At 45.3% G+C, this 25141-nt stretch carries 28 protein-coding genes; 4 read left to right on the top strand and 24 right to left on the bottom strand.

Annotated features, from left to right (window positions below):
* Window positions 1-71 precede the first annotated feature (71 nt).
* Window positions 72-896 carry an energy-coupling factor ABC transporter ATP-binding protein gene (locus tag SY83_RS16930; protein ID WP_068608640.1) on the top strand — a complete coding sequence of 275 codons (825 nt, stop codon included), beginning with the start codon at window positions 72-74 and terminating at the stop codon, window positions 894-896.
* Complete coding sequence (locus SY83_RS16925; protein WP_068608638.1) at window positions 887-2593, top strand: ATP-binding cassette domain-containing protein; 1707 nt, start codon at window positions 887-889, stop codon at window positions 2591-2593. The genes SY83_RS16930 and SY83_RS16925 overlap by 10 nt, the downstream gene beginning before the upstream one ends.
* Before the next feature lie 41 nt (window positions 2594-2634).
* Here SY83_RS16925 and infC read toward each other — a convergent pair whose 3' ends face one another.
* The gene (gene infC / locus SY83_RS16920) at window positions 2635-3108 is read right to left on the bottom strand and encodes a translation initiation factor IF-3 (RefSeq protein WP_068608636.1); all 474 of its coding nucleotides are present in this window, start codon (window positions 3106-3108) and stop codon (window positions 2635-2637) included.
* A gap of 92 nt (window positions 3109-3200) precedes the next feature.
* On the opposite strand from infC, the gene SY83_RS23350 reads away from it, so the two are divergent.
* On the top strand, window positions 3201-3368 hold the full coding sequence (locus SY83_RS23350) for a hypothetical protein (protein ID WP_197479881.1): 168 nt from the start codon (window positions 3201-3203) through the stop codon (window positions 3366-3368).
* A 41-nt stretch (window positions 3369-3409) separates the two neighbouring features.
* Here the strand turns inward: SY83_RS23350 and SY83_RS16915 are convergent, their stop codons facing one another.
* The 11 genes from SY83_RS16915 to glsA form a co-directional block, all read right to left on the bottom strand.
* A complete protein-coding gene (locus tag SY83_RS16915; RefSeq protein WP_082882777.1) occupies window positions 3410-4066 on the bottom strand; it encodes a YwaF family protein in 657 nt (218 codons plus the stop codon).
* Between the two features lie 146 nt (window positions 4067-4212).
* The gene (locus tag SY83_RS16910) at window positions 4213-5124 is read right to left on the bottom strand and encodes a DNA-3-methyladenine glycosylase family protein (RefSeq protein ID WP_068608634.1); all 912 of its coding nucleotides are present in this window, start codon (window positions 5122-5124) and stop codon (window positions 4213-4215) included.
* A gap of 82 nt (window positions 5125-5206) precedes the next feature.
* Window positions 5207-6067, bottom strand: a complete 861-nt coding sequence (gene hflC / locus SY83_RS16905) for a protease modulator HflC (protein ID WP_068608632.1) — start codon at window positions 6065-6067, stop codon at window positions 5207-5209.
* Window positions 6064-7092: an FtsH protease activity modulator HflK gene (hflK, locus tag SY83_RS16900; protein WP_082882588.1), complete on the bottom strand. Its 1029-nt coding sequence runs from the start codon at window positions 7090-7092 to the stop codon at window positions 6064-6066. Before hflK ends, hflC begins: the two co-directional genes overlap by 4 nt.
* A gap of 114 nt (window positions 7093-7206) precedes the next feature.
* Window positions 7207-8385 carry a NupC/NupG family nucleoside CNT transporter gene (locus tag SY83_RS16895; protein ID WP_068608630.1) on the bottom strand — a complete coding sequence of 393 codons (1179 nt, stop codon included), beginning with the start codon at window positions 8383-8385 and terminating at the stop codon, window positions 7207-7209.
* Window positions 8386-8464: 79 nt separating this feature from the next.
* Window positions 8465-8992, bottom strand: coding sequence for a DUF1003 domain-containing protein (locus SY83_RS16890; RefSeq protein WP_068608628.1), 528 nt, complete (start codon window positions 8990-8992; stop codon window positions 8465-8467).
* 174 nt (window positions 8993-9166) lie between these two features.
* Entirely contained in the window at window positions 9167-9397 is a 231-nt protein-coding gene (locus tag SY83_RS16885; protein ID WP_068608626.1) for a cold-shock protein, read from the bottom strand.
* A 78-nt stretch (window positions 9398-9475) separates the two neighbouring features.
* Window positions 9476-9676 carry a cold-shock protein gene (locus SY83_RS16880; protein ID WP_068608624.1) on the bottom strand — a complete coding sequence of 67 codons (201 nt, stop codon included), beginning with the start codon at window positions 9674-9676 and terminating at the stop codon, window positions 9476-9478.
* 205 nt (window positions 9677-9881) lie between these two features.
* The gene (locus SY83_RS16875; RefSeq protein WP_068608623.1) at window positions 9882-10097 is read right to left on the bottom strand and encodes a hypothetical protein; all 216 of its coding nucleotides are present in this window, start codon (window positions 10095-10097) and stop codon (window positions 9882-9884) included.
* A 73-nt stretch (window positions 10098-10170) separates the two neighbouring features.
* Window positions 10171-11037 (bottom strand): DUF1206 domain-containing protein, encoded by an 867-nt coding sequence (locus SY83_RS16870; protein ID WP_197479880.1) that lies wholly within the window; start codon window positions 11035-11037, stop codon window positions 10171-10173.
* A 130-nt stretch (window positions 11038-11167) separates the two neighbouring features.
* A complete protein-coding gene (gene glsA / locus SY83_RS16865; RefSeq protein ID WP_197479879.1) occupies window positions 11168-12115 on the bottom strand; it encodes a glutaminase A in 948 nt (315 codons plus the stop codon).
* A 151-nt stretch (window positions 12116-12266) separates the two neighbouring features.
* On the opposite strand from glsA, the gene SY83_RS23345 reads away from it, so the two are divergent.
* Window positions 12267-12440, top strand: coding sequence for a hypothetical protein (locus tag SY83_RS23345; RefSeq protein WP_197479878.1), 174 nt, complete (start codon window positions 12267-12269; stop codon window positions 12438-12440).
* 63 nt (window positions 12441-12503) lie between these two features.
* On the opposite strand, the gene SY83_RS16860 is transcribed toward SY83_RS23345, so the two are convergent.
* From SY83_RS16860 to SY83_RS16805, 12 genes are all read right to left on the bottom strand, one after another.
* Window positions 12504-13628 carry a PQQ-dependent sugar dehydrogenase gene (locus SY83_RS16860; protein WP_082882587.1) on the bottom strand — a complete coding sequence of 375 codons (1125 nt, stop codon included), beginning with the start codon at window positions 13626-13628 and terminating at the stop codon, window positions 12504-12506.
* A gap of 29 nt (window positions 13629-13657) precedes the next feature.
* The gene (locus SY83_RS16855) at window positions 13658-13864 is read right to left on the bottom strand and encodes a hypothetical protein (protein WP_068608620.1); all 207 of its coding nucleotides are present in this window, start codon (window positions 13862-13864) and stop codon (window positions 13658-13660) included.
* Window positions 13865-13881: 17 nt separating this feature from the next.
* Window positions 13882-14754, bottom strand: a complete 873-nt coding sequence (locus SY83_RS16850; RefSeq protein WP_068608618.1) for an ABC transporter permease subunit — start codon at window positions 14752-14754, stop codon at window positions 13882-13884.
* A complete protein-coding gene (locus SY83_RS16845) occupies window positions 14751-15710 on the bottom strand; it encodes an ABC transporter ATP-binding protein (protein ID WP_068608616.1) in 960 nt (319 codons plus the stop codon). The genes SY83_RS16850 and SY83_RS16845 overlap by 4 nt, the downstream gene beginning before the upstream one ends.
* Window positions 15710-16768, bottom strand: coding sequence for a hypothetical protein (locus SY83_RS16840; protein WP_068608614.1), 1059 nt, complete (start codon window positions 16766-16768; stop codon window positions 15710-15712). Before SY83_RS16840 ends, SY83_RS16845 begins: the two co-directional genes overlap by 1 nt.
* A gap of 4 nt (window positions 16769-16772) precedes the next feature.
* A complete protein-coding gene (locus SY83_RS16835; RefSeq protein ID WP_231891284.1) occupies window positions 16773-17294 on the bottom strand; it encodes a sigma-70 family RNA polymerase sigma factor in 522 nt (173 codons plus the stop codon).
* A 133-nt stretch (window positions 17295-17427) separates the two neighbouring features.
* Window positions 17428-19728, bottom strand: a complete 2301-nt coding sequence (locus SY83_RS16830; RefSeq protein ID WP_068608612.1) for an ATP-dependent DNA helicase — start codon at window positions 19726-19728, stop codon at window positions 17428-17430.
* An 18-nt stretch (window positions 19729-19746) separates the two neighbouring features.
* The gene (locus SY83_RS16825) at window positions 19747-20328 is read right to left on the bottom strand and encodes a M15 family metallopeptidase (RefSeq protein WP_068608610.1); all 582 of its coding nucleotides are present in this window, start codon (window positions 20326-20328) and stop codon (window positions 19747-19749) included.
* 22 nt (window positions 20329-20350) lie between these two features.
* Complete coding sequence (locus SY83_RS16820; RefSeq protein ID WP_068608608.1) at window positions 20351-21622, bottom strand: ATP-binding protein; 1272 nt, start codon at window positions 21620-21622, stop codon at window positions 20351-20353.
* A gap of 142 nt (window positions 21623-21764) precedes the next feature.
* Window positions 21765-22493: an oxygen-insensitive NADPH nitroreductase gene (nfsA, locus tag SY83_RS16815; protein WP_068611162.1), complete on the bottom strand. Its 729-nt coding sequence runs from the start codon at window positions 22491-22493 to the stop codon at window positions 21765-21767.
* 41 nt (window positions 22494-22534) lie between these two features.
* Window positions 22535-23407, bottom strand: coding sequence for a radical SAM/SPASM domain-containing protein (locus tag SY83_RS16810; protein ID WP_068608605.1), 873 nt, complete (start codon window positions 23405-23407; stop codon window positions 22535-22537).
* Window positions 23408-23516: 109 nt separating this feature from the next.
* Window positions 23517-25121 (bottom strand): extracellular solute-binding protein, encoded by a 1605-nt coding sequence (locus tag SY83_RS16805; protein WP_082882586.1) that lies wholly within the window; start codon window positions 25119-25121, stop codon window positions 23517-23519.
* Window positions 25122-25141: the final 20 nt, after the last annotated feature.

The following is a 25141-nucleotide window of genomic DNA, read 5'->3' as shown; positions in this document are numbered from 1 at the left end:
GTTAACCTATAATGTGTCTACGAGGTTAACAATTCGCATTATAGCATGCACATAAAGGAAATGATAGAGTCATGTCTGCAAATATTTCAACCGTACTTCACATAGATAACGTAACGGTCACTTATATTGACGCCATATCTGAGCATACGGCGATCCGCAATCTATCGCTGGAGCTTGTTCACGGCTCATGGACAGCAATCATAGGCAACAACGGTTCCGGCAAAAGCACGTTGAGTAAAGTTATAGCCGGCGTTTGTCCGATTACAGAAGGTCAAAGGACTTTGAATCCTGAATATCCGGTTCACATCCTGTTGCAAAATCCGGAAACTCAAATTTTGGGCGAAACGATTGGCGAAGAACTGCGGATGAATCTACCGGATCCCAATGATATAAACTATGAATCTATCCTTACCAACATTATGGATGAAGTAGGGTTACCATTACCGCTTGACACACGAATTGCAACGCTATCCGGCGGTCAGAAGCAGTTGCTGAATGTTGCTTCTTGTATGAGCGCAAGAGCAAAGCTGCTCCTATTTGATGAGGCTACATCCATGTTGGATCCGCAATCCCGAGGTCTTGTGATGCATTCAGCAGCTACACTACACAGCCAAGGAAGCACCCTTGTATGGGTTACCCATCGCATGGAAGAATTGAGCTTTGCCAATCGTGTATTGGTTCTGGATCAAGGCATGATTGTCTTTGACGGGAGCATCGAGGAATTTTTCTATGGTCAACTGAATTCCGACGAGGTTACTCCATGTGAACGGTGGGGCTTCGCCCCCCCGTTTGTTGTACAAACGGCCCGCGCTTTGCAAAAGCTCGGACATGTCCTCCCTTCCCTACCGTTAAATGCGCAACAACTGAGTCAGGCTGTGATTAAATTATGCCTATAACCGTGGAAGGTGTGTCCGTTTATAGCGGGGATCTGAAGAACCGCCCAATATTACATAATATTCATTTCGGCATGGAAGAACGTTCGCTCACCCTGCTCATCGGGAAAACGGGATCCGGTAAATCTACTTTGTTGCAGGTGATTTCCGGGCTGAAGGAACTTGGAGAAGGTAACGTTAGCTATAACGATACACCTTTATGGCGACGCGGACGTGTAAATCGCTCTCTGCTGCTGTCCCACTCGATTGCGTTTCAATTCCCGGAGCATCAATTATTCGCTCGGTCCTTACACGAAGAGTTTATATATTCTTTACGGCCATACCGTCTGCCCAAAAGTGAACATCTCCCAAGAATTACAAGAGCCATGGGTGGTCAACGACTTGATATGTCACTGTTAGCACACTCCCCTTTTAGACTTAGCGGCGGGCAGAAGCGCAGAGTGGCCTTAGCGACCATTATGGCGGCAGAAACGCCATGGTTGTTTCTGGACGAGCCTTCGGCTGGTCTGGATGGGGCTTCCGCGAAACGGTTATTGGAAGAGCTCTTGGAGTGGAAGCAACAATATGGAATGTTACTCGCCACCCATGACATCGACATGTTCCTGCCCATTGCTGATCGGGTAATCATCATGGATCAAGGAACGATCAAGGCTAATTTGACACCTGAAGAGCTTATGTCTAATCGACAGCTATTAGATGAATCCGGTATCGGGCTACCGCCTGCTATGGAATGTATCCTTGGACTGCAACAAGCGGGAATTCCTATGAACAATAAGATTCACACACCTGACGAGCTCGCTGAGATCATTTCGCATCATATCCGCATGAAGCCTGATTTAAAGGAAGTCTTCCAAGCTCAGGAAGCACAGAATAATGCTATTGCGGATCAACCTATACACGAACACCTATCATCCTCAGACAATACTTCACCACAAACCAGTCCGCTCTATCATCTCGATACTAAACTGAAGTGGCTGCTGTATATCATCATATCCATAGCGGTTGTGCTACAGAACAATTGGGTAGGTATTGGCTTAAGTTTGGGTTTTACTTTCATTAGCTGCATGCTGCTAATGAATCAGGATCAACAAAAGCTGCTTCGTATCATCAAGCCGTTACTGATCTTCATGGCCATCACGGTTGTTATATCGGGCATACAATTGGACACAGAATCCGAGATGCATTGGCTGAACAGAGTCGGTTTCGCCATGGGCCCTGCCGTCCAAACTCTGATGAGAATGGTTTGCTTCTTCCTCCTGACGATTCTTGGCATGGTGTTTACCTTATCAACGAGCACCACGGATATGAGAAGGAGCTTGGAAAGCGTGCTTCTTCCGCTTCAAAAAATTCATATTCCCGTGGAGTCCATAGCTTTAACCGCTTCGCTTATTCTAAGGTTTATACCGCTCATTCTTGAAGAAACGCTCAAATTTGCGATGATTACCAAAGCCCGCGGTAAGCGGTCTGTGAAACAAGGTAACATTCATTTAAGAGACCTTCCGGCGTTCATTATCCCATTATTGATCTCCATGTTCCAAACCGTAGAAGATTTCATTCTGGCTCTGGAATTAAAAAATGCGAATCGATCTATCCGGATGTCTCATCCCAAATTGTATTTCAACAGGACCTTAAACGGTGGAGCGCTTGTTATAAGTTTCCTCTTTGTTGTGGCTTTACTATTCGCTCGATATTATGTTTAAAGCACAACCCAGAGGCCCTACCTAGGCCTCTGGGTTCTGTGTTACATCGGATCAAGCTGAACGACGGCTTGTTTTCCGCTGAGCTGGATGCCTGACTTCGGCTTCCCTGCCGTTCTCAAATCCTTAATAAGTATCTCCAGAAGTTCCTTTCCCTTCTGTCCCTCTTTCCCCTGCAGCTTAACAACCAATTGAACGGCATCGCCTGAACGTAGTATTCGTTCCGCTTGCTCTCTCTTCGTTTCCAGATCATGATCTTCAATATTCGGCGATAACCTGATTTCTTTCAGCTTAGGCTCGCCTTGTCGTTTCTTTGCCTGCTGCGCCTCTTCCTTGGCAGAGCCTCTGGGCATTAACCGACAGGGAGGAGGAAAACTCATCATGGATGTGCACACCAGATCGGCTTTATTCTGTTTCGCAATGGCCAATGCTTCTGTAGTACGAATCATACCTAAATCTTCGCCTTGCAATCCGGTTAACACCACTTCGCTTGCTTTAATCTTTTCATTCATCAGCATCAATATAACATCCCCACTCTATCGAATGTATAATTTTGGTCAAGTCTAAGCACATTAACATTTGTGCTATAAGATAACTTGGAGGTGTGGTTATGACTACCCATAACAATGAAAACACGAAAGCGGACGTACAAACCACTGAACTAAACAAATTGCCTGTCCCTGGGCAAGAGGATACTGAATTTTCCGCTGAGGAAGCGGCTGAGGTATTCAAGCAGAATGAATCCTCCAGAAACGCATCACGCGACGAAGAATCCTAAGGACATCCAGGCCGGTCAATTGACCGGCTTTCCTTCTTGCATTAACGTTGAAGCGTACCGCTTGCAGCACGCCGATTACCAAAGGAAAATGGCAAATACAACAACAGAAACATCAAAAGCGCGACTCCTTCCAATGAGAGAAGATACCATGGATAAGGCCCGAGTACATCCAGAAGTGAAGCGGTTTCAGGCTTTCGGGCGATAAACATATAATTGCCGCCGGTAATCCTATTCATGAATCCAACAACGACCAGCAATACGTTTAGAAAAATCATGGCCAAAGCCACCGAGAATAGCTTCGGCCTGTACCCTTCAACCCATACCATATATAAAACAGCAAGAATAATCGCGATATGCGCAATAAAAAATTCCATAAACCGATAATTCGGATACGCGTAGGCAAGCGCGGGTGTTAATAAGGCTTGAAGCGCGCCCCCAAGTCCTGTGAAATAGACAATCTGAAAGATGGTCCTGCTCTTGGTAAATAACATTAGAACACATAGATACAGAGAGATGCTGCACAGTTCTAAAGGCAATGTACTTCGCAGCCGGTAGGTTCCTTCTGTTATGTACCATACGTTTAGTGAACTTTCACAAACTATAAGAATACATGCAATAACATATCTGCCGTTTCGCCTGTGATTCCCTTGTTTTAACCAGTTCCTGCTTTGAAACAGGATGAATATGGCGATAACCATCACAACTAAAAACACGCCATGCGATAAACTATAAGCTTGAAATTTCTCATAGTGACGAGCGTCTAACCATGGATTGATAGAGACCACGCTCCCTTTTCAAGCTGTAATCGTTCCTTATGCATTCAGCACCGTTGGATGATAATCCTTTATTTATACAAGGATCTCCATAGATAAAAGGTGGCGTAGGCCTCCCAATCGGTCCATCCCTTCTTAAACGTCGCAATCTCTTCAAGCGTAGGCTTTCGTTCCCAACCCAGTTGTAATTTTAGCGCGTTATGTAATCCTACATCCGCCATCGGTATGGCGCTCATCACTTTCAAACATTTCATAAGTACATAATCCGCGGTCCAAGCCCCTATTCCCCGAAGATTTAACAATGCATTCCTCATTTCAACCGAATCTTGCATACGAAGCAACTTATCCTTGTCTAAATCTCCTGACGCCATCGCACGCGCAATCCCTATTATATAGTCCGCTTTCTGGTTTGTGAACTGCAAAGCTTTTAAGTCAGCTGTTTCCAAAGCGGCGATCCTTTCACATGAAGAATAAAGCCAATATTCTTTTCCCTCGTGTCGGATGCTCTCTCCGTACGTCTCCACCAGGCGTTTCTTTAATGTATATGCAAATGACAAAAGGATCTGTTGCCCCGTAATCGCCCAAGTTAAAGCTTCGAACAGATCGGGAATTCCGATGAGCCTTAAACCATAATACTTGGAAATCAATGTACAAAGAATCGGATCATGCTCCGCCATCATGTAAAAGGGCTTCAAATTTCTGCCCAAATCAAGCATATTCCATATGTAGTCTGCGGCATAGTTTCGCTGTATCGCGGTGGTTGACCCATGAGGGAGCTCAATTCGCAGTAAACCTTCGGTTGTAGCCCCGAGGCGTAGCAGCAACTTTTCTGAATCCACTTGAATGAGCTTATATAGATAAGAGCCATCAACACGATGGAGTATTTCTTGTTCGGATCTGCCCAGAAAGACCAAGCACTCCTTCAAGTCGAAGTCTGCAGGCGGAACCAATTCCACATAATTCGTATAGTCTGTCCAATTCATCGATAAGGACCACCTTTCTTCGATCCATTTTAACACAACAAAGGGATGATCCTAAGGACCATCCCAACCCATAAGCAACGATTTACTGACCAACTATAAGCTTGGTGTATTCCGAATCAATAGGCAACATAATGACAGGCTCGCCTTGGAAGGTTGTAATGTAACTATCCAGCGTACGATACATCTTATAAAATGCGGGATTCTTCCCATACGCGTCATTATATATCTTAGCGGCCTGTTGTTCTCCGTCCGCGAGTATTTTTTTCGCGTCGGCCTGCGCCTGGGCGATCAGCTCCGTTGCTGCCCGATCCGCTTTGGATGTGATCTTTCGGGACTCTTCATCTCCTTCGGACAAGTAACGGGCGGCTATGGCTTGACGGTCGGACACCATCCTGGAATATACGCTTTGTTTATTTTCTTCAGGTAAATCGGTGCGTTTAATGCGTACATCTACGATTTCAATGCCGTTCTGTTCCATACCCTCACGTACTTCATTGGTAATCTGAGTGGTCAAATCTCCACGGGACGTATTCTCGCTGATGATATTCCCATACTCGATTTCAGATAGTTTCCTTCGTACGGTACTGTATACGGCAGCATCAATCCGTTCTTGACTGTAGGCAACGGATTGAAACTTCCGCAGAAACTTCTGGGGGTCGTTAATACGCCACACGGTATAATTATCTACTACGATCGGTTTCTTGTCTTTAGTCAGGATTGGGGTCGGCTTACTGTCATAAATCATCTGATGTTTAGGAAGATAGGTCACGGTCTCTACAAAAGGGATTTTCATCTTAATCCCAGGTTGCTCCATATACCTTACGGCTTCACCGAATTTCATAACCACCTTGTATTCCCCTTCACGCACAATGAACAGTGAACCGCTGATGATAATAATTGCGGCTACGAAGCTAATGCCAATGATAATCCATCTCTTTCTCATTTCGTTCCTCCTTCCACATTTGAACTGTTGGGTGAGCTTGGTGCAGGGGAGTTACCGCTTCTTAACAGTTCGTTAATGGGCAGATACTTGACGGTTTCACTGGAAGAATCCGAAATGAAAATCTTGGCTTTAGGAAGAATTTTCTCCAAAGTCTCAATAACCAGACGATCTTTGGTAACGGCCGGGTTCTTTACATATTCCGTGTAGATCGCATTAAATTTAGCAACGTCACCTTGAGCATTCAAAATACGTGATTGCTTCTCCCCTTCCGCATTTTGTCTCAACGCTTCAGCTTCACCTCGGGCTTTGGGAATCCGATCATTCTCGTATTTAGCCGCGTTATTAATCTTTGTATTTTTCTGCTCACGGGCGTTGGTTACTTCACGAAAAGCGTTGGCCACTTCGCCCCCCGGAGGTTCAATGTCCTGGAATTTCACATCTTGAATGTGAATTCCGGTGGCATACAAGGTTTGAAGTTCAATCAGTTTCTCCTTCACTTTTCCCTGTATGACAGTCTTACCTTCCGTTATGGCGTAATCCAGCTTGTTGGTACCCATGACGGATCGTATCGCGGCAATGGCCGAGTTACGCAGGAAGTCTTCAGGTTCGTCAATATTATACAGATACTGTTCAATGTTACTGATGTTCCATTCCACAACAGCATCTGCAGAAACGATATTCTCATCGCCGGTAATCATCAGTGCTTCTTCATCCACTGCAACAACGGTCCCTTTCTCATCTCGATAACCAATGGTGATACGCTGTGTTTTTACCGCAGGCAGCTTGACAACTTCCTGAAACGGATAAGGCATTTTGAAATGTAACCCCGCCTGCTCCACGCGATGAGTAAACTTACCGAACGTTAGAATGGCGGCATGTTCTTGTTCTTGAACCGTGTAAAATGTTGAGAAACCAACCCCAATCACAACGGCTGTTAGCACACTGCCTATGAGTGCTTTCGTCTTTCTTGGCGACCATTGAAACTCCGAACGCTTTGGCGGGGTGGGTCTGCTTAAATCGATCATTGTAGTCTCTCCCTTCTCTTCCCTTCACTACTACGATGCACTCATGAACTGGGTTTCATTGACAAACAAAAAACCTACGCAACAGCGTAGGTTAGTCAGTATTATGGTTGCACTTTATAGAAACAAACCGGCAATCGCAGCGGACAGGAAGCTTACCAAGGTAGCTCCGTACAATAATTTCAGACCAAAGCGGGCAACGACATTTCCCTGTTGTTCATGCAATCCTTTGACAGCGCCGGCGATAATACCGATCGAAGAGAAATTGGCGAAGGATACCAGGAATACAGATACAATACCCACGGTTCTGTTCGACAAACCGGTATGCTGTCCCAGTTCCAACATGGCCACAAATTCATTCGATACCAGCTTGGTCGCCATGATGCTTCCTGCTTCGACGGCCTCTCCCCAAGGCACGCCGATGACAAACGCGAACGGAGCGAAAACATAACCCAGAATCTGCTGAAACGATATCCCGAAGATGCTGTTGAAGATACCATTAATCATGGAAATCAGAGCTACAAATCCGATTAGCATCGCTGCTACAACGATAGCTACCTTAAACCCGTCTAAAATATACTCGCCCAGCATTTCAAAAAAAGATTGTTTTTCTTCTTCTTTAACTTCCAGGAGATCCTCTTCTTTGGATACAACATAGGGGTTAATGATGGAAGCAATAATAAAGCCACCGAATAAATTCAGTACTAATGCCGTAACGACATACTTCGGATCAATCATCGTCATATAGGCACCGACAATGGACATTGAAACCGTAGACATCGCGGACGCGCATAAGGTGTACATCCTATGCTTCGGCATGAGACCAATTTGCTTTTTGACTGAGATGAATACCTCGGATTGCCCAAGAACCGCGGAAGCAACAGCGTTATAAGATTCCAACCTGCCCATTCCGTTAACCTTGCTCAATACCAATCCAATGATACTGATGATGATCGGCAAAATTCTGATATATTGTAGAATTCCAATCAACGCCGAGATGAAGACAATTGGCAAAAGAACCGACAGAAAGAACGGAGCTTGTCCTTCATTGGCCAAACCGCCAAAAACGAAATTAATGCCTTCACCCGCATAAGCGAGCAATTGAACGAAGACAGAGGCAAATCCACGGATGACCCATTCCCCGATTTCAGTATTTAACAATAGAAATGCGAGGATGATCTGCAATACAATCATCACAAGTAAAGGTCGGTAACGAATCCGGTTACGCCCGTTGCTTGCAACATAGGCAAGTAGGTAGATGACCACAAGGCCCACAAGGATGATTAAATATTTCAATTTGAACGATCTCCCCGAAGTGTAATTACCGAGTATGATTCGGTATGTTACGGGTTAGGATGCTCTAGTTTCATGAATATTACCCATCTTCCTCCAATTTCTTTTCGAGGTCAGTCAAACGATTGTTAATTTCATTGAGCATTTCCTGAATCTCAAGATTTTCTTGTTCCGCTTTATAATTAATGGCAATATCCAGCATTTGTTCCTGTTTATCTTTAGCAGCTTGGCGATTTTGGCTTAGTTGAATCAATGCTGCTTGAAATGCCGTAAAAATGGATAAGCTGAAACTGAGCATAAACATAGATGTTCTTCCACTGTCCATGATTAACCATATCATTAGTACCAAAGCAAGGATTGCTACGAACCACCAACTACCTCCGAAAATGGCTACCCGATCCGCGAACCGATCCAGTCGACTTGCTTTTTTTTCTTGCTGTTCATGTAGATACGCTTTAATTTTACCTTGGTATTCATTGACCATCTTTGCGACACGATGAACATCATCTTTATTGATTTTCTTTCTGGGGTATTGTTCCAGTTCCCTCAGGAGAAGTTCTTCGGAATCCAGCGTGCGCATCCGCCGGTGTTGTCTAAGCGTGACTTTCACTTCTTAGTCCTCCCTTTGGTTGTAATTATCTTATAAACTTACCCGCTATCGCTTACCCTTAACGGTAAAGATGTGCCAATAATGAAAAGTCAACTTTAACCATTCCCTTAAACAGCAAAAAAACCGCTCAAGAGCGGCTCAGATGATTACCTATTCACTTCTATAATTTCACGTTCAGGCATCAATCTGAATGCCTTTCTTCAATGCTTTAATATCCCGATTCGAATTGACCAGGGTGGGAAGCAACTTCACACTTGTGATCATGGTAGAAGAACATTGATGACAGAGTGGCGCGCTTTCGAAAGCGAAATTATCACGAATCCAACCTGTGCATCCTTCCTTCTCACAAGACCAGATCGTTGTATCTTCTTTGGGCAGATCTTCGTACAATACTTTACGGTACATACAGCCAGCCCCTTATACTTTCTAATATTTAAAAAAACTGCCCTTAACGTTCGGTTAAGGGCAGCTTTCGTAAATCAATTATAGTTTTACAACATTCTCAGCTTGCGGTCCGCGGTTACCTTGAGTAATGTTGAATTGTACGCGTTGACCTTCATCCAAAGATTTAAAGCCTTCGCCTTGAATCGCGCTGAAATGAACGAATACGTCACTTCCGCCTTCTACTTCGATAAAGCCGAAGCCTTTCTCTGCGTTAAACCATTTCACTGTACCTGTTTCCATTGTCTGTACCTCCAAGATTAAATTAACATGTATTCTTTTCACTTACAAAAAAATCACACATTACAAAAGGTTCCATTACACAAATGATAACCCTTTATAATATGTGAATTCAGGATTTAATTTATGAATAATTTTATTATATCTTACTCTGACGGGATAAGCAAATTTATACACGAAAAGAATTAAAAAAATTTGGGACAACGGTTTAAATCTTACGAAGCTGGAAATGGTTTAAACGATTCAGACCGACACGGATGAGTATCGGTCCGGTTATACTCCCGATCGTTCCTGCGATGACGGAATGCATAGGGAATTTAATGCAGTAATAAATGACTGTACTTGCCAATATATCAATGACTACAAATTTTTTGATGGCAGACATAGGAACGATGACAATTAATATTTGCTCATTTCGTTTCACGTAAGATCCCCTCCAAGCTTCTGTGATCAACCTCACTCAGCTTATTCGGGAAACCTTTTGTCCTATACCATGATTATCTGTGGCTGCCCAATGTCTTACGATAACGAGCCAATGTAAACAAGTAGATACCATAAGCGAACAGTCCAATGGCTACCGCACCTAATAACCATTGCCCATAAGGCTGCTTAGCCAGCTCCGCCAGAGCTCCGTCCAACCCCTTCGTCTCACTGGAATCCGATTGAATCGCCGTAACCATTAAGAAATATCCTATTAGACCAAATACAACAGCCCTGGCCGTAATGCCCACTCTGGATATTCGAACTGCCGCTGCGTAGACTCGCGGGCTCATTTCTTCTTTTCTGAAACGTTTAGTGAAGGATGCTTTAACTGCTTTAATCAGTTGATAAATACCCAGGGCAATGACAAGAACACCTGCGATAGCCACCATTGTTGCCCCGAACGGTTTCTCTAACAAACTTGCTGTCATACTTTGTTCATTGGTCCCTTGGCTGCCGCCAGCCTTTATAACCGTGCGGATTGCGCTGTAAGCTAAGCTGCCGTAGATGATGCCGCTGGCGAAGCTGCCTATTCGCTTTAAGATGCCTTTCCAATCGGTACCGTTACGATCCGGATCCATAAAGGTTTGAATCATGCACCAAAGAAAATATCCGGTCAGTCCGATTGCAAGTATAATCAGAATGACACTTCCGAATGGTTGTGCCCCAATGGCCCTTAACGAACCTTGTTTGTCGGTAAGCTCTCCGCCGAAACCTGCCGCAGTCATAATAGCGAGTATACCGATCGTGCTGTAGACTACGCCTTTGGCCGCGTAGCCCAATCTGGCCAGCTTATCAACCCATGGTGAAGCTTCCTGAACCGCTTGTTCCGCTTGTCGGGAAGCACTGGAAGTCTTAGAGCGTATAGTGTTGGATTTAGTCAATGGTTATGGCACTCCTCTGCGTTCAATGTTGTTATGTTCATACATAACCCATTTCCGCATCCTTGATTCATTTGAAGTGCGCTCATTTCAATTCCTTTTAGTTTACATAATAAATATTATGTAAACTAAATTAAAACATACTCCATTTTTGACGTCTGGAAAGCAGTTCAATCAAATGTACTCCCGCGACACTGTTTCCTTTACTATTTAATGCCGGCCCGACAATGCCGATACCGTATTTCCCTGGTACCAAAGTCAGAATACCGCCTGAAACACCACTCTTTGCTGGAAGCCCTACACCGATTGCAAATTCTCCGGACGCATTGTACATACCGCAAGTAATCATGAACGTTTTAGCGATCTGTACATATCTGCGCGGTATCAAGGATTCGCCGCTTGCAGGATCCACACCTTCATTGGCCAATACTAACGCCATTCTTGCCATGTCACTGCAGGTTACCTTAATCGAACAATGCCGGAAGTATATTTCCAAGATTTCTTCTACATCATCCTGATCGGTCAGTACACCGTTATCTTTAAGGAAATAAGCTAACGAACGATTGCGATGCGCATGAGCGGCTTCCGACATGAACACTTCCTCGTCCACTTCAAGCGTGGCATTACCGCTTATCAGTCGGAAAAAGTTGAGAATACGTTCGGATTTATGTTGAGGCGACTGTCCTTGTATTAATGCTGAGATCACAATGGCCCCCGCGTTGATCAGCGGATTGAAAGGAATGCCGGGTTCAACTAATTCCAGTTTAAGCATGGAGTTGAAATCATCCCCTGTTGGTTCTTTTCCTACTTTGGAGAACACATGAGCTTCGCCAAGATCCATTAGAGCCAGGATCAATGTAAATACTTTCGATATACTCTGCAGCGTCAATTCAAAGTCGACATCACCGGCGGAAATCGTTTGACCGTCTGGTGATATGATGCAAATTCCTAACGTGTCATGGGGCGCTTTCAATAATTCAGGAATGTATGCCGCCACTTCTCCTTGGGATGCGAAAACACGGCTGATATCCACAACTTCCGTCAGCCAGTCTTGAATTTGATCCAATTCATTCATTGTCATCGTCCTTTAATTCGTAGAATGCGTTCGTTCATCTAGTATTCATCATTCCCTATCGAAGTCCTGCAATGAGTGATGAAATGTTTGAGTCTAGCTTTCTGGGGTTATAATTCAACATAAGACATTATCGAAAACACTATAGGAGGTCATTCACATGGCTAAAAGAAGATTATTAATGTCCGCGCTCGGTATGGGCGTAACGTATCTTATGAACAATAAGGGCGCACGGGATAAACTTTTCGGCGCAGTAAGAAATTTCATGTCTAAGTCCAAACAACCTGCAACAACAGCACCAAGCTCCAGACCTGTAAATCCCAAGCTTCCATAAAATTAATAAAGAAACAAAGAACCCGAGTAGGTCATGTTACCATGTCCTTACTCGGGTTCTTCTTTATTTAGGATTGGGTTTAAGTCTCAGAATAAGGTCATCATCATGATTCGGATCCCCCCGACCGTCTCGATTATTGGTCATGATGTAAAGCGATCCGTCAGGGCCTTCAACCACGTTACGTAATCGTCCATACTGATTTTTAAACAGATATGAAGTCGCTGTCGCTGTGATTTCTCCCTTGCCGCCTACTTTAAACTTCAACAACTGCTCTCCCCGCAATGTAGCAACGAGCAAATGACCCTGCCATTCTCCTTGTGTGACGAAGGTCATCCCTGAGGGTGCCCAAGTTTCCTCGCCGCTGTGGATTAACGGCTTCACCATGCCATCCTGTTCACGATCGCCTTCAATGACCGGCCATCCGTAGTTTTCGCCAGATGTAATGAGGTTGATCTCGTCATGAGCCGCCTGACCGTGTTCCGAGGCATAGAGTTTGCCTGTTCCGGGTTGCCAAACTAAACCTTGCGGATTTCGGTGCCCTAAACTGTATACCGGCGAACCCGGAAAAGGATTATCCTGCGGGATGCCGCCGTCGGGAGCGATGCGAAGGATTTTGCCGCCTGTAGTGGTCAATTCTTGAGCCAATGATGGCACATAGCGATCCCCCGCCGTAATGTAAAGCATACCGTCCGGGCCGAATTTAATCCTGCCGCCGTTATGATTATCCGATCCGGGAATATCCGCCAGAATGACTTGATCCAACTTGGCTTTATTGTCCTTCTCAAGAAGACGGATAACACGATTCCGAACCTCGCCACTATGCTTATAGGTTTGATAAACGTATATATAATGATTGGTTGCGAATGCCGGATCCAACGCAATCCCAAGCAAGCCTCCTTCGCCTTTGCTCAGAAAAGGATCTTGAAAAGAAATAACGGGTTCAGCCATGACCTTATCGTTCTTCATGACACGAACAACGCCGGGTCGTTCTGTAAAGAATATTCTACCGTCTTCGGCAAAGGCCATATCCCATGGAACGTTCAATTGATTCGCATAAACTTCAACGGTGTATGGAATCGAGTTTTGATCATTTACGGCATGCTGGTCAGTGGAAGATATAGAATCCGGACTCTTTGAGCACCCCGATAGAATCATAAAGGCTAGCAAGGCTAACTTGAACTTATTCATGCGCAGAAGGTCTTCTCGTGTACGTGGCATTAATCTATAGGAATGAACAAATTGGACATGAAATTCAGCATCCAGCTGCTTAAGAACAGAACTGAGCCTAGTACGGAAATCATGACCGCTGAACGTTTGTTCAACCTCATAAATTTTACCATAAACCGATAGCAGCACTGAAACAGAAAGAGTATGACCACCGATCCGCCTATGAGAAAGAACAACTGCAACAAAACATTTTCCATGTAGGATCCTCCGATCGCTATAAATCTTTACGTTGAAAAGTGAACATGCCGAGAAGCAAGGCCGCCACTGTATACAAAGCAGCATACACCAAGAAGGTGTTTGAAGGAATGGCTTGCAAACTGAAGGGTCCCATTCTGTCGATATCCAAATAAGATTGCATGTCTTTAAAGGAGAACAGTTCAGCAAGCATCCGTCTTTGAAGTGTATCTACCGGCATTGCTAACGAAGTTAGTCCCGATACCATGTCCAGCGAAGCTCTGGAATCCTCTTTAAACATCCCCGTTGCCGTAACTTTCTCCAACATACCGCCCAACCAACCCGCACCGTACATCATGATCATAAACACACCGTTCCCGAACGCCGGAAAATAACACGAACCCAGCATGGATACCGATACTAACAGAGGCACAATCCATGCAAACAAAAGAAACGATTTCATCCATACTCCCAATTCTCTCGGGATTCCCGCATACAAATCGGTGATAAACAGCAGGGCAATGAATAGCAACGCAGAGTACAGAACTCCAAGAAGCGTGTATCCGAGCCATCGGCCCATAAACCATTTCCAACGGGGTAAGGGTCTGGGCAGCAAGGCTTGCATTACACCTTGTTCCGCCTCCCCGGAAACGACGGAAAAGGAGCTGAAGATCGAAAGAAACGCAATGACAAAGGTAGCGAAAAAGAATCCCAGGGATAGAATAATGCTGCCGTTACTGAAATCCCGGATTAGATTTTGAGTTGGATCAGGGACACCCATGTTGCCATCGTTGCCGATAATTTTCGCTACATACCAGAATCCGATAAGAAATACCACGGTTAGTATGAAGGTTAAGCTTAAGACGCGTTTACGCATCATTTCTTTCCATGTCATCATGAGAATGGTCATCATGCGCGTTCACCCCTCTGATTCAATCCCGAGACCGCGCCAACAAACCATTCATTCAAGCGGTTCTTGTCCTTCTTGACTTCATATAGAGTCATTCCTTGCTCTACAATTAAACTGTTTAACCATCCTAACTGCTCATCGTTCTGCGGATAAGCATCCAGCCACACAACGTCAAGGATGGGTGAGGTATTTACATCGGTGCATGCCATTGCCATCCCCGTCGTTTCCTTTAACCATTCCAAGAGGACAGGAGTTAGTCCGCCTACCCTCAGTCTCCAACGGTTGCTCTCTTCAAGCAAATCGACGACAGTACCTTGCGCCATAATGTTTCCATTATTAAGCAGAGCCACCCGGTCGCACAACACCTCAACATCCTCAAGGAGATGAGAATTTAGAAATATCGTCTTCCCTTGCTCTTTTAGACCCATCAGCAGCTGTCGCACTTCATGTCTGCCCACGGGATCCATCGCCGATGACGGCTCGTCCAGAAACAGGAGTTGCGGATCATTCATCAGCGCACAGGCAAAGCCTAGTCTTTGTTGCATTCCCTTCGAATAATGCTTCACACGGTCACGGCCGCGCAACCCGATTCCGACCTCCTCGAGAAGATGCTTTATGCGCTTGCGGGCATAATTACGATCCATATCCGCTAATTTAGCGTGTAGATTCAGCACTTCTTCTCCCGTCAGCCACTCTTGATATCGGTATAATTCAGGGAGATATCCGATTTGACGCCTCGCTTCGATGGAGCCGACGGGTTGGCCGAACAGAAATCCTTCTCCAGCGGTAGGATGAACCAAGCCCACCAACATTTTTACCAGTGTGCTCTTACCCGCGCCATTAGGGCCGAGGAAGCCAAATGCTTCCCCCGCCCTTACAGTCAACGTGATATCTCTACAGCCGCGGCCATTGCCATAATCTTTCGTAAGTCCTTGTGTTGAGATGATATCCGTGGTCATTAGTTAATCAACTCCGAGATTTTCGCCTCAATCTCTTGCTGATTTTTGAACACATTACCGCTTAAACTGAACAATTGTCCATTATGAATCCATATAGCGTCGTATTGTAAGTCGGAACTGTGTTTGCGCTCTTGCAGAAGGACATTTGTTGATCCGACTTGAATTTTGGAGGTCTGCGCGTCTGTTATAAGGGGCAAAGGCGCACTGCCGTCATTTAAGAAATTGGAAGAAAGCAAAGTTGTTTTTAAATTGGTTGGCAGCATGGGCAGTGAAACGATAGCATCCAGAGCTTCCTGCAATTCCACAGAAGAATCCACAATCACTTTAGGTACGGGCTGTTGCGTCAGATTAGACCAGCTTTTTCCGTCCTCGTTGCTTAAGTTCATATGAACACTTTCACCCATCTCAATCGTGATGGTCTTCTGATCCAGTGATGACGGGAAAAGCTCGGTGGCGCCTAGTTTACGCATCGATTTGTTCACTTCATCCACATTAACTTTAAACGTCAGTCGATCGGATGCGTTCACATACACTTTTTCTTGCTTAAAATCCGAGGGAACAACAATCGTCCGGCCCAGCACATCAGAGATGGACTTAGCATCAAATTCGCCTTGGCGTTTGCCTGATTCCCTCGAGAACGTACCGAAAGCATTTACAGCCTCTCGGCTCTCGCCGTCCGGGAAGAACGACTCGAATAGAACTTTGGCGTCTTGCTCATCCACCGTAGTAATCTGCTCCATACGGAATTGTCCCAAGATGGATGCCAACGCGCTGTTACCTACAGGAGTTGCCAACACAACCGCCACAACGCTTGCCGCAACTACTCCGCTAACCCACTTCGGATATTTGACTCGCTTACGACCAATGACAGGATTGGTTTTCAATGCAACCTCAGACTGCACTTGTGAACTCGATGAATTCGTGAGTGCAGCCCTTTCGCCATCTGATGTCGCTTGCTTCACATGAACACCGGAATCCCATTGCTGCCATTGCTCATGCCGCTTCGCATCCTTAAGCTTTTCTTGCATCTCTTTCCAGGCCTGATCTGTAGTTTTCATATCATTATACCTCCTGTTTGTATGGATTCAGCATGCCGGCTTCGGCTTGTTTCTTGAATTTCACAGACGCTCTTTGAAGCAACGTGCCTACAAAAGATTTCTGAACTTGAAGCTTCTCCGCAATTTCGTTATAACTGTATCCCGAATATTTCAGCATCAACAATTGCCGGTCCCGCTCAGGAAGGGCATCCAGCACTTCTTGCACCTCGTTTTGATTCATCTTGCTCATGACTACGTCTTCGTTGGATTGTTGCAGTTGCTCGCTTGATCTTTCTACATGCTCTTGTTTCTCTATAATCTGGCGTTCTCTGGTTTGACGGTTTAAGTAATCATACCCGACACGCGTTAACACCCGATGCAACCATGCGCCTACGGCATCGATTTCGTTGGGAGGGTGCTGATACAGCCGCAGAAACACTTCTTGTGCTAAGTCCTCTGCAATGGATTCATTCCGCACCAGCCCCGTCAGCTTGCGCACAACCGTCGGATAGTGTACATGGAACATTTCTTTATATGAATCTGACAACGTTATAGTCTCCTTTCTGCTGCAGCTATAGATAAGACGGATCTCGATCGTTTTTTATAACAATTCTGGTCAAAAAAAAGCTGGACGCCGCAGAATGGATCCAACTTCATCAAACTGAACATTGACTTCCTAGCTAGGGTTGCCAAACCGTATAGTTTCTCCATTCGGGAGGCAACAATCGTTGGTAGGCAGACTGTAGGTATCGATCATCCACCAGGATCAGCAAGCCGCGGTCCTGCTCGGATCTTATCAACCGGCCGCCTGCTTGCAGCACTTTGTTCATACCCGGATATACGTAAGCGTAATCGTAACCGTTCTTGCCGTTGTGATTGAAGTAGTCTTTCAACAAATCCCGTTCCGGGTTCAGTTGCGGAAGCCCTACACCAATAATCACAACGCAAGTCAACCGATCTCCTATGAGATCAATTCCTTCTGAGAAGATTCCTCCCATCACGGCAAACCCGGTAACAGCGTGTGTATTCTCCGCGTCAAACGCAGCCAGAAACCGCTCCCGCTCCTCCTCAGTTAAGGCGTTGCCCTGAATCAAAATATCATGCGCAGGTTCATGCAACATATACGCCTCATAAATTTGGTTCATGTACTCATAAGAAGGAAAAAACACGAGCATATTCCCTTGCCGTTCCTCTGCTAATCGGGTAAGCATCGCAATGATTGGAGAGATTGATTCTTCACGGTTCCTGTAACGTGTGGACAAGGGTAGGACCCTCACCTCAAGCTGCTCCTGCATAAACGGTGAAGGAATAGATACCGAGTAGTCCTCCTCCCCACCGCCTAACATATCCATATAAAAAGATAAAGGTGATAACGTTGCCGAGAAATGAATGCGGGAGCGGTAGCCTTTAGACATTTGCTGCAAATTGTAAGAAGGGTCTAAGCAGAACAACTTGATCCGCACACCCGATCTGGTTACTTCAGCTTGAGTCACATAGCGTTCATCATAAAACTTGCTAATGCGTATATAACTTTGAGCTTGGAAGTACGTTTCCAGCAACAACGCTTGAAGCTCCGGCCCGGGACCGAAAGAAGACTGAATCAGCTCCTGCTCGGCATGTGAAATAAACGGCTCTATCATTTCTTTAAGCGCATCAGGTTGGTCTATGGACACCGTGTGCTTGTCCTCTCCGAGTTCTTTACGAACACGAATGAAATAATCGTTCACCCTTTTAGCGGAGGCAGCCAGCTGCGGATGATATGATTTGTATTCTTTTTTCAGCAACATAAATGGAACTTTATTTAACTCAGCCGAATACATCTCCCGAGCCCGATCCACCAAATTATGCGCCTCATCGATAAGCAGCACGGTGTGCTTCTTCCGGTCGTCGAACATTCGCTTTAGAGACACACCCGGATCAAAAATATAATTATAGTCACAAATAATAATATCCGCGGCATAAGCGGCATCCAGGGAGAATTCGAATGGACATACCCGATGTTTATGCGAATACGCGTGAATGACATCCCGGGTCAACCTGCGTTCGTGTGTGTAGAGATCCAGCATCGCTTCATTAATCCGGTCATAATATCCATCGGCAAACGCGCAATACTCCTTCTGGCAAAAGGGTTCCTCTTGATGGCATACTTTATCTTTAGCGGTGATCGTCACGGAATGAACCTTCAGCCCGTTTCGTTCCATTAAGGCCAGTGCTTCCTCAGCAGCAGTTCGGGTAATCGTCTTGGCTGTCAGATAAAATACGCGTTGCAGCAATCCCTCGCCTATCGCTTTCACCGACGGAAACAGTGTGGAAATCGTTTTTCCTGTTCCTGTCGGCGCTTTAGCAAAAAGATGATGGCAGTCGGCAATCGATTGATAGACCGCGCCCGCAAACTTCCGTTGCCCTTCTCTGTAGCTTTGAAATGGAAAAGGCAGCTCTTTGATACTATGATTACGGTCCAACCCGTGTTGAACCTTCATCTGAGCATAAGGGAAATAGACTCGAAGCAATTCCAACATGAATGTTTCAAGATCCGGCGTGGTATAGCTTTGCTTGTAACACTTCCGCTCTTCGGAATGAAGTTGAACATAGGTAAGTTGCACATCCATCTGCTCATGTCCATGCTCTAGTGCATACATATAAGCGTAACACTTGGCTTGGGCCCAATGTACAGGATAACTGGTTTCGGCAATTTCAGACAAAGGCTTCACCGTAGATTTGATCTCATCAATGGTGACAATGTCCTGATCGAGAAACAGTCCGTCACATCGGCCATCAAGAATAAATTGCAGTCCCTCAAATAGGAACTCCGCTTTCAAATACACTTCTTTGAAGTGGGATTCTCCATAAGACTGCTGAACCTTCTGGTGTGCCTTCGTCCCCTCGATCATCGAAGTTTGAGCACGGAACTCGGAATCCAGACTCCCGCTGCGATAGACGTATTCCACCAATGTTCTGACATTCATCTGATAGGTTTGCATGCTGTTCACCTGTTGTCCTTACCCTTTGCCGGCATTCCATATTTTTTTGAGAACATATACCCCTGCGGAGTCCTGATTCTGCTGTAGTTCCGCGATACTTAATCCGAAATCCATCTGAAGATGCGGATAGTCGGGAAAATGCGGCCAGTCTCCGCCCCATTCGAAGCCAAGCCCTTTAGCCAGCTGTACAACTTCCATCCAGTCTGATGAACCGTTTTCGTTCAGATCCGCCTCTGTATCCCACAACGCCTTGCCCTCTTTAGTCAGTAAAGCAAAATCAATGGCCAACCCATAATTATGATATGAGGTGCCTGCTCTGGCCTTCGTTACGACGGGTCCGGGTGTTGTACGCCCCTGCTCGTATAATTCTTCTTGTTCACTATGGCTTCTGAAACCATCGGTAATGAGAATTGAGATATTACGTGTCTTGGCCAGTTGAACGAGTTCAGCCTTTTTTTGCACAACAACGGGGTGTAAACTATCCGCTTCTTGACTCAAACCTAGTTCTTCTAACTTGTTCCGATCCGTCACTGTATCTATGAATAGATATAATAGAAATGAAGTTATCATTGCAATAAACAACATGTTTCTTTTCTTCATATGTTCTCCTGACCTGTATAAATTAATTCTTCGTGTGCAGAGGTAACAATAACATGACCATCGTCCCCGCGCCGGGCTCGCTTGTATACGTGATACGGCCGTTCATCTCTTCTATAATCCGGATGGCCACTGCTGTTCCAAGTCCCGTACCTACATCTTTCATGGAGAAAAATAAAGTACCGATTCTTGTAAGTTGCTCGGGAGTCATCCCTCTACCGTTATCCTTGATCATGATCTGTGCCATTGGAGGAGTACCTTCTATTATAGTAGAGTATACCGATACTTCGCCATGTTTCATAGCGTTGGTAGCTTCAATCGCATTCTTGATAATATTGACAAGCGCTTGTTGCAACTGACCGCGATCTGTGTAAAGGTACATCGGCCCATCCTCATTATATTTCATCGTGACGTTATGCTTCGTGGCTAGTGGAGATAGCAACAGTACGACATTATGAAGCAAGTTCGTAATCTCAAACACTTCTAGTCGTGTTAATTTCGTTTTGGAGAAACTGAGGTAATCGCTGATAATGGTTTCGGCCCTGGCTAGCTCGGTAAGAGCAATGTGGAGGTATTGTTGATTCTTTCCGGTTTGATGAGGACGCATCAGTTGGAGAAAACCCTGGACAACGGTAAGCGGATTACGCACCTCGTGGGCAATGGAAGCCGCCAGTTCCCCCATCGTCTTGAGCTTCTCGGCCCGTTGAATATCCGAGATCATCTTCGTCCGTTCATAAGTAAATTCCAATAACATGGATGCCAGCCAGGTTCCGAATATTTGCATCATGCCAAAGAGTACGGCGCCAGTATACACATTAAATGTTGATTCCGCGCTTGAAGAACGGGTTAACGAATAAGAGATCAAGATTAATAGCATGATCATATTGGGATAACAGGATATAAGTACGGCTGCCTTAATTCGGGCAGGTCCGCTCCAATGTTTGGCTTTTCTTGCAAACAGAATCGGCCCTATGAATGTCAATGTAATGCTCACAAACCCGAATAATAAGGCATCTCCGCCGAGATAAGTTCTTGTCCCCATAATCATCAGGTAATTGATGAAACCTGCCACCGGTCCCCCGTAAATTGTGGAAATGATCATAGGCACATAACGCAAATCCCAGTATAAACCGGATGCATAGAAGGAGCATAATAAACAAAGCGAAGATGCCGTACCGTGCAACAATCCGATAACATAGGGCTTCTGCGCGTGCCGCCATCGTTCGGAGAAAGCTGTATATGCCAGTACAGGTGCAAGCACAATGAGAATACTCAAGAACAATTTTTCCAGCAACATTAGATTGGCCCCGTTTATTTATTTGGATGGTTATATACATTCTTATATATACTCCCTACGCCGTTTAAATCCCTTCTCCGACCGCAAAAAAGAGACCCTCTCGTGATGCCTGAGAAGGTTTCGTGACTACTACATATGTTCTCTACCTGAAGCCGAATCCTTGCTTTTGCAACGTTTCTCCCAGAATGCGATCAGGCTGGCTAAGCTTGGATTCCATCATTTGCGACCAATTCGCCTTGCGTTGGCCTTGCGTGCGTTGATCCATATAGTTACTGATGGTTTCATTATATTGCCTCAACAATTCTTCGTTGTGAACTGTACTGTACTTATTCTCATGGAGTATGGATTCTACAGGCATACGGGGATGCGGAGAAGGCTCCTGATCCGGCTTACCGATGCACATGCCAAATACGGGATAAACCAGCTCAGGAAGCTGCAGTAACTGAATCACTTCCTCAAGCTGATTACGGATTCCGCCGATATACACAATCCCGAGGCCCATCGATTCCGCGGCAAGCGCCGCATTCTGTGAGGCAAGCGCGGCATCCACGGAACTCACAAGAAAGTTCTCCGCAGTAGGTTTCACCGTTTGGTCTGACACCGAGCCCTGCAAGCGATGTAGATCTGCACACCATACAAGAAAGACTGGCGCTTGTTCCACATAGATCTGGTTACCTGCCAATATTGCCAATTGGGATCTTAACTCAGGGTCTGTCACATTAATTACACTATAAGCTTGCATGTTACTGGAAGTTGACGCCTTTTGTGCGCATTCCATAATCGTATGCAAATGTTCAGGCGGCACAGGATCTGATTTAAATTTACGTATGGACTGATGTTGCAACATTAGAGATATCGTTTCGTTCTTCATAACTTCATCCTCCATTCTTACTCCTCTATGATTTCGTGAAATTAATCAAATCTTCTGCGGTAACCGCATTTCCGGCATAATTCCTCTATCACTTCCCTGCGTGAGAAACCATCATACAGATTTGCAGCCCGCTCTCCTTCTATAATGTCAGAGAATGAGTTTTGATGGATGTTGCCCAAATTAATAACCCCTTCTCCGTCCAGACAACACGGAATGACAGTTCCATCGGACAATACACCAGCTTGGTTACGCAATCCGTGACAAAATCCTTTACCCTCATCTTCATCTTCCTTCAGATCTGGCCATTCAAACTCTTGCTCGTAATTCAGATAGATTCGGTTCGCCAGTTTAATTCCTTTTCCTCGGACAAAATGTTCCTCTATACGATAGTCCAGTTCGAACTCCTCTTGAATCATCTCTAGAATTTCACGATTTCGGTCCTTGTCCAGGTTGATCAGGTTGTCTTTATCCAGATTCCAAAGACGCAAGGACACCAGGACCCCCGCCTCGGCTAGAGTCTTGGCAAATTTCAATACCCCGGACACATAACCGTCTTTATCGGTCGAACCTTCATGACCGTCAAAGCTGTGCAACGAGAAATTCATCTGTCTTAGCGCGGGCTTGTTCAGCAATTTGTGTCTGTTCTTATGAATGAGAGTGCCGTTCGTTGTTATGTTGACTTTAAAGCCTTTCTCATGACTGAGCTCCAGCAGTTGATCCAGCTTGGGATGCAATAAGGGCTCGCCTTTCACATGAAAATAAATGTGTTCTGCATGACCTTGTATTTGATCTAATGTATGGGTAAAGTCCTCCACCGAAATAAATTTAGATTTTCGTTCTGTAGGGGGACAGAATGAGCATGCCAAGTTACAAACACTGGTAATTTCCACATAAAACTTCTTGAACTTTTTCATCATAGGACTCCAATTCAAAGACATAAGTCCAACTATCATACCACAATCCGTGCCGTTTCATCACGAAAAACGCGGAACCGAAGTTCCGCGCTGCGTAAATCAGAGAAACTTACTTTACGCTGATATATTTCTCGTAAGCCGCCTGATCCGCTTTTAACGCTTCTTCAATATTCATTTTCTTTAGCTGGGCGACAAACTCATCATAATTATCCTCAATATTTTCCGCGCCAAGAATCCACTTCTGCAATTTCTCGGCTACATATTGATAACGCTGCGTCTTCTCATCCAATAATTTAGGATCTACGTTTTCCTGTTTAAGGATTGGTGGTAATTCCACGGAGTACTTATTCTCACGATACTCATTCATCACTTTCTGAGCTTCCGGCGAAATATTCTGCAATTCCTGATCGAATTCTTGTAACCCGAAAGTTTGGGTAAAGGCTCCGTGTTTCAACAGATTATCCGGCAATGTGCCCTGTAACATCTCAGGTCTTAATTTCGGCGCGCCGTCCACCATATCGTAGGTAATACCCTCTATACCGAAGTTATTCAGACGATTTCCTTCCTCTGTAAACCAGAAATCAAAATATTTGATTGCCTCTTCCTGATACTTGGATGAAGACGATATCGACCAACCATAGCCCGCAATCACATCTCTGCGTGTGGCTTCACGGATTTTACCGTCCATGCCTGCGGGTGGCGCGTAAGCCTGTAAGGATAGTCCAGGCACTTTATCCTTCATGGCCTGGTTCATCTTATAGGTTGAAGCGAACCAGTCCTGCGTCATCCCGCCCACGTTATCTCCGAGCATAATATCTCTGGACTTGTTGCCGCGTGTAAATATTTCTTTGTCAATCAAACCTTCCTTGTACCACTTGGCCAGAGATGAAACGGCTGTCTTGAATTGAGGTTCCAACGGTCCGTAACCCACATTGCCGTCACGGATCACCATACTTCTTCTTGCATCCCATAGAACTAAGTAATGATCCATCCAGTTGGCATTGTTGCGGTCGAAGATCGGTACCTCATCCGCTTTGCCGTTTCCGTTCGGATCCTTCTCTTTAAACGCTTTCATGACATTGTAGAATTCATCAATTGTCTTCGGAGCCTGCAACTTCAGCTTATCTAACCAATCCTGACGATAGAACCAGCCTTCAGCGACATCGCCTTCCGGGATAAACGGTATGAAATAAATGTTACCGTCTCCTGCGGTGATGGCGCGTTTCACATCCAGACGGGAATCCAGAAACTTCTTAATGTTAGGCGCGTGCTGATCAATCAGATCGTTTAAAGGAACGAATGCGCCTTGCTTACCAAATTTTTCAAGAGGATCCCGTTCACCTTGCACAATGTCCGGAATATCCCCGGATGACATCATCAGGTTAAATACTTCCACGCTTTTGGAAGCTGATTTCGGAGCCACGCCTTTCAGCGTCACGTTCGTAAATTCCGCGGCTTTCTTGAAAGCCTCCCAGTTATCATCAAACGCCTCCCGATCGTTAAAGTGCATATGAATTCTTAATTCAATCGGGTCTTTACTGGCCGCATATTTGGCGGTGGCGGGTGCCTCTTCTTCCTTTACGTTGCTGTTTCCGCTAACCTTCTCATTCACATTGGCTGCCGCGTTCTCCGGCGCATTGTTGTTGCAGCCTACGAGAGCGGTGGCCGCCAAACTTGCTAACAATAGACTCGTGATTAACTTGTTATTCCTCATTCCTGAATCTTCCTCCCTTT

It is taken from the genome of Paenibacillus swuensis, from assembly GCF_001644605.1.
Classification (GTDB): Bacteria; Bacillota; Bacilli; order Paenibacillales; family DY6; genus Paenibacillus_N; species Paenibacillus_N swuensis.
Note: the sequence above shows the minus strand (reverse complement) of the source record. Positions and strands in the feature narration are given on the sequence as shown.

Bases quoted from the DNA above. Each gene is read 5' to 3' on its own strand.
- SY83_RS16860 (WP_082882587.1), bottom strand. From the start codon at position 13,628: ATGAATAAGTTCAAGTTAGCCTTGCTAGCCTTTATGATTCTATCGGGG.
- SY83_RS16915 (WP_082882777.1), bottom strand. From the start codon at position 4,066: ATGGTTATCGCCATATTCATCCTGTTTCAAAGCAGGAACTGGTTAAAA.
- glsA (WP_197479879.1), bottom strand. From the start codon at position 12,115: ATGACAATGAATGAATTGGATCAAATTCAAGACTGGCTGACGGAAGTT.
- SY83_RS16925 (WP_068608638.1), top strand. From the start codon at position 887: ATGCCTATAACCGTGGAAGGTGTGTCCGTTTATAGCGGGGATCTGAAG.
- SY83_RS16820 (WP_068608608.1), bottom strand. From the start codon at position 21,622: ATGTTGCTGGAAAAATTGTTCTTGAGTATTCTCATTGTGCTTGCACCT.
- infC (WP_068608636.1), bottom strand. From the start codon at position 3,108: ATGCTGATGAATGAAAAGATTAAAGCAAGCGAAGTGGTGTTAACCGGA.
- SY83_RS16810 (WP_068608605.1), bottom strand. From the start codon at position 23,407: ATGAAAAAGTTCAAGAAGTTTTATGTGGAAATTACCAGTGTTTGTAAC.
- SY83_RS16855 (WP_068608620.1), bottom strand. From the start codon at position 13,864: ATGGAAAATGTTTTGTTGCAGTTGTTCTTTCTCATAGGCGGATCGGTG.
- SY83_RS23345 (WP_197479878.1), top strand. From the start codon at position 12,267: ATGGCTAAAAGAAGATTATTAATGTCCGCGCTCGGTATGGGCGTAACG.
- hflC (WP_068608632.1), bottom strand. From the start codon at position 6,067: ATGAGAAAGAGATGGATTATCATTGGCATTAGCTTCGTAGCCGCAATT.
- SY83_RS23350 (WP_197479881.1), top strand. From the start codon at position 3,201: ATGACTACCCATAACAATGAAAACACGAAAGCGGACGTACAAACCACT.
- SY83_RS16830 (WP_068608612.1), bottom strand. From the start codon at position 19,728: ATGCAAACCTATCAGATGAATGTCAGAACATTGGTGGAATACGTCTAT.
- SY83_RS16930 (WP_068608640.1), top strand. From the start codon at position 72: ATGTCTGCAAATATTTCAACCGTACTTCACATAGATAACGTAACGGTC.
- SY83_RS16845 (WP_068608616.1), bottom strand. From the start codon at position 15,710: ATGACCACGGATATCATCTCAACACAAGGACTTACGAAAGATTATGGC.
- SY83_RS16910 (WP_068608634.1), bottom strand. From the start codon at position 5,124: ATGAATTGGACAGACTATACGAATTATGTGGAATTGGTTCCGCCTGCA.
- SY83_RS16825 (WP_068608610.1), bottom strand. From the start codon at position 20,328: ATGAAGAAAAGAAACATGTTGTTTATTGCAATGATAACTTCATTTCTA.
- SY83_RS16805 (WP_082882586.1), bottom strand. From the start codon at position 25,121: ATGAGGAATAACAAGTTAATCACGAGTCTATTGTTAGCAAGTTTGGCG.
- nfsA (WP_068611162.1), bottom strand. From the start codon at position 22,493: ATGAAGAACGAAACGATATCTCTAATGTTGCAACATCAGTCCATACGT.
- SY83_RS16880 (WP_068608624.1), bottom strand. From the start codon at position 9,676: ATGGAAACAGGTACAGTGAAATGGTTTAACGCAGAGAAAGGCTTCGGC.
- SY83_RS16850 (WP_068608618.1), bottom strand. From the start codon at position 14,754: ATGATGACCATTCTCATGATGACATGGAAAGAAATGATGCGTAAACGC.
- SY83_RS16885 (WP_068608626.1), bottom strand. From the start codon at position 9,397: ATGTACCGTAAAGTATTGTACGAAGATCTGCCCAAAGAAGATACAACG.
- hflK (WP_082882588.1), bottom strand. From the start codon at position 7,092: ATGATCGATTTAAGCAGACCCACCCCGCCAAAGCGTTCGGAGTTTCAA.
- SY83_RS16840 (WP_068608614.1), bottom strand. From the start codon at position 16,768: ATGAAAACTACAGATCAGGCCTGGAAAGAGATGCAAGAAAAGCTTAAG.